The organism is Schlesneria sp., assembly GCF_036405755.1.
In the GTDB taxonomy this organism is placed as follows: Bacteria; Planctomycetota; Planctomycetia; order Planctomycetales; family Planctomycetaceae; genus Schlesneria; species Schlesneria sphaerica.
In genome coordinates this window covers 1-2,701 of sequence record NZ_DASWWZ010000493.1, presented here as the reverse complement: position 1 = coordinate 2,701, position 2,701 = coordinate 1, and the positions used below count along the sequence as shown (strand labels likewise).

Here is a 2,701-nt window from a genome sequence, read left to right as displayed (position 1 = left end):
TTTCTCGGGAAGAATGATCAGCGCCTGATGGTCACGAATATCCTGCGAATGACCCAATGCGCTGGTCCATTTAGCTCTGCCGGAGATGACATACAGTGTCGCCTGATACCAATGTTCGTCATGCAATTTCTGGAACTCAATCGCCTCCCGAGGCGTAACTTCCAGCCCACAGACAGTGTCGCTGTCGACCAACTCCAGCTTCCAGAGGTCTCGTCCAATGTTCACCCCGATCGCAGCCGTGTTGCCGTTGTCCTGGCGACCCTGCTGAAATATCAGCTGGCCCTTTCGAATGCCTAAACCGGGAATCCCGGACTGTGCCGGGTTCATGACGTAAACCGCGGTGTTCCCGATGAGCGTCGTGCGCAGCCGGCCCTTGTCGAAATCCAGGGTTGCTTCAAAGGGCTCGAAGGTTGTCAGGAACTCCCCAACGTTGAGGGCTGACCGATGAGGTACGACAAGCCATTGCCGTTTGGCATCGAGACGAGCGAGGACTCCTTCGTTGGACGCATAGGCGACGTCCACCTGAGGAACGGGTTCGCCCTCTTTCAGGAATGTGGGAAGCTGATTGACGGCGACTGCCGGGGCGGGAACATCGACATGTGGCTCTTCAGGCTGAGCCGGTTCCGGCACTTGCTCGGTCTGTTTGGGGACAGTAGCAGCGACTGGCGCCGGTAGCTCTTCGACATCCGGTTCATCTGGAGGAGGCATCGGATCAAGCCCTTCCGGAATCGATGGACGCGCTTGTGCAATTGCGGATTCGGGTGTTGCAACCGGTCGTGAATCTGCTGCCAGTTCCGTACGAGGCTCGTCCGTAGCAACCAGGCTTTTGTCCGCGGCGACCATCGGTTCGGCATCCGTGACAGTCTCGGTGACTTCACTCTTGCCGCGGATTTCCTTTCGCTCGATCTCGTTTTTGGCTTGCTTCAGTCCCGTGATCAACCCAGGAGCAAGCAAGAGAAAGCAAAGGATCGCCAGCAGTCCCACGACGGCCGAGGGGAAAATTCGTAGCGGCCAGGGTGACGGCTTGAGATAGTCGGGAACTGTCTTCACGGACTCGTCCACGTCGTGTGAGTGCGTTGCTGCCCCGCGCGCTGGATTAGCCACTCCGTTTCGAATGGAGATTGATTCGGGAGTTCGTGACCTTGAAGCGACACCCTTCTCGGCCGGGACATTCAACTGGGACGAAGCGTCGACCGGACCCAAGGCGTAGAGTGATTCGCGGCTCTCGTCCGACAGCTCGATTGGATTCGCCAGCCAGACAGGTAATACCTGGTGGCACGCTGCAACTTCCGCGAGCAGCTCATCGGAAGAAAGCAGGACCCGTTCGACATCTGCATATAACTCGGGCGGAAGCGTCGTGTCGAGGTACTGCGATACAATGTTCGGATCAATTCCGATCTCGGGTCCCGACACATCTGGTGCCTTGAGCCGACGCCGTCGCATGACTTCCCTGATCCGGCTCACGAGCACCTGAGCGACCGGGCTCTCTTGAATTTTCTGCCCAATGATCTTGGTGTCGGCGGGTTCAAGGACGTCATCCAGGTACGCCAGAAGCGTTCGCAATGTGAGTCGCATCGTCAGGACCTCTACTTCAACAGCTCTTACCAGAACTCAATCTTCCCGATCCGGCAGGCCCACAGGTGGGTCAGGAACTTCGGATTCACCTGGATGCACCCTGCCGGAATCGATCCGAAACGGGAAGCCACCACCTCCCGGCGTGGATTCCTATTTCAATAGTGGAGTCGTCCGAGGAAATCCGTACAGCTTTTTTCTGCGCGGTCCGCCGAAATCGCCGGGGGGACTTCCCGCTTTGTGCACAAGCAGCGTGAGAATCCGTGCTTTGTGAGGGGACGCCGGTGATGGGAGTCCCGGGAAAATTCCCCTGCGCGAGCATGCCAGACCCAAGTCCACTAGAATTGAAAAATCGTTCGAGCCCTTCAGATCCTCCGGTAGCAACCACTGGCAGGACAGAGATGTCCGTCCTGGATTCAGATCTCTCGTCGGTGTACGCAAGATGGGGCTACCTCGGACAGTTCAGGAGAAGCGGTTGCGATGACCTGTTACCAGAGACCGAAGGGCCGAGATACGGAAATCCGGGCCAATGAATGTTGAGAGATTCCAAGAATTCTCTTCCGACCATGACACAGTCCAATACAGAGCGGATCAATGCAATGCAGGAGGAATCAGGTCTAGGTGAACCTCGCATCGTTTCACGTGAAACATGCAAAGGAACACGATGACCGTGGACTATGATTTCGTCGTCGTTGGACAGGGCCTCGCCGGGACCGCGCTCGCATGGTGGCTGCGCTGGATTGGCCACCGCATTTTGGTGATCGATCGTGAAGAACCCGTGACGTCGTCCCGAGTCGCTGCCGGATTGATGACTCCTATCACCGGTCAGAAATTGATTCCTTCCTGGCGGTTCGACGAGTGCTGGCCAGTTGCGGTGTCGTTCTATCACCGCGTTGAGCAGGAGAGCGGAGCGACGTTCTTGCAACGACCGGCGATGCTCCGGCTGCTCTCGACCCAAGCAGAAAGCGAAATGTTTTATCGCCGAGCCTCGGACCCGCAGTTTCGTGACAAAGTCCAGCAACCCAGTTCCAGACTGCGTCCGGAATGGTTTTATTACTGCCGCGATGCCTTCGAAATGAGAGAAGGAGGCAAGCTCGATGTTGCCCGTTACCTGGACGCGTCGCGCGAG

General features: G+C 57.2%; 1 protein-coding gene and 1 pseudogene. One reads left to right on the top strand and one right to left on the bottom strand.

The window, feature by feature from the left end; translation table 11 throughout:
* Positions 1–1,575, bottom strand: a pseudogene (locus VGE80_RS16570) (hypothetical protein); the annotation flags it as partial.
* A gap of 661 nt (positions 1,576–2,236) precedes the next feature.
* Here VGE80_RS16570 and VGE80_RS16565 point away from each other — a divergent pair.
* Positions 2,237–2,701: FAD-dependent oxidoreductase (locus tag VGE80_RS16565; RefSeq protein WP_440593435.1), on the top strand; the 465-nt coding region annotated here is incomplete at its 3' end.